Consider the following 1,193-nt stretch of genomic DNA (forward strand, 5'->3'; position numbering starts at 1 on the left):
CTCGGCCTCAAACGCCTTCGTGCTAAACGGGGTCATCTCCAGTTCGGCCAGACTGTGCCGGGCGCTGGTGAATCCCAAGGCCATTTTGTCAATCCGCTTGACCGGCAGGGTGCGGGCGTCGAAAACCTGTTCGACGCGGTAAAGGCCCACCACTCGTCCCTCAAAGATCTTGTGCTTTTTCTCGACGTATTTGATCACTTCTTCCTTGCCGCCGTCGAGCGACGTTCCTTCGATGGCAAACTCAAAGGGCTTGGCGTTGGGATCATCGGAGAGCCAGACCTTGAGAACCAGTTCATTGTTTGCCCCAAAGGCCTGCAACCGGTCGGTGATGTTCCGGATCTTTCCTTTTAATGCGTAACCTCCCATCACCTCGGCGATTTCAAGATCCGCCTTCCACGTCCGGCTGCGGAAACTCCGGGCGCGGACTTTGGTCGGATCCTCGGCCGGGTTCACCGGGGTGAACTTGGCGGACTCTTCATTGATCTTGGCGATGGTCTGGACGATCTCTCGTTGAATCCACAGATCCTCAAGAGCCAGCCAGACTTCTTCAGACTCGGGCGTGAGCCGCCATTGGGCCACATGCCGAAGCACGGACTGCCATCCGTTGTTGAATTGAAGGGGAGCCACCGCCTTGGCGAGGGCATCGTATTCCTTCGTGTACTGGGTCTTGAAGGCTTGCAGCAACTCGCTGTTGGAAATGTCGTCGCCGAATTTCAAATTCGTGGTTTTGGCGAGCTGGTCGTCTCCAAGCACGCTCGGCCACTCGTACATGTTCTTCTGGATTTCCCACATGTCCTGCCAGCGCTTGCCCCGCAGGTTGAAAAGTTCCTTTTTGCGGGTGTTGTAAAGCTCCAGCGTGGCCCGTGGCTGGGCCTTGGCGGCATCCAGTTTCTTCTTCTCGCCGTTGTTTTTGTCCCCTTGTTCCGCGATGGAACTCGGGACACTGACCAACAGGCCGAACCAAGCCAAGGCGAGGCCGAGGGCGAGGACGGCATGCAGCACCCAAAAATGGTGCTTTTTGAGGAATTCCTGATCGATTTTAGCGGCCATATTCGGTGAACCCCCGTGGGGGAAGATGTTCGGGAACGGATCAATTGCCCACGCCGGAAAACAAAATCAGTCGTCGCCGCCCTTGCGACCGCCGCCAGCCGGAGGCCCGCCGCCGCCACTGGGCGGAGGCGGTGGCGGGACGA

General features: G+C 58.1%; 1 protein-coding gene. It reads right to left on the reverse strand.

Going from position 1 to position 1,193, the window contains the following annotated elements:
* A partial coding sequence (locus BGIM_RS65910) for a hypothetical protein (RefSeq protein WP_193788995.1) occupies window positions 1–1,050 on the reverse strand: 1,050 nt, incomplete at its 3' end.
* Between the last annotated feature and the right edge of the window lie 143 nt (window positions 1,051–1,193).

Source organism: Zavarzinella formosa DSM 19928 (assembly GCF_000255705.1).
Classification (GTDB): Bacteria; Planctomycetota; Planctomycetia; order Gemmatales; family Gemmataceae; genus Zavarzinella; species Zavarzinella formosa.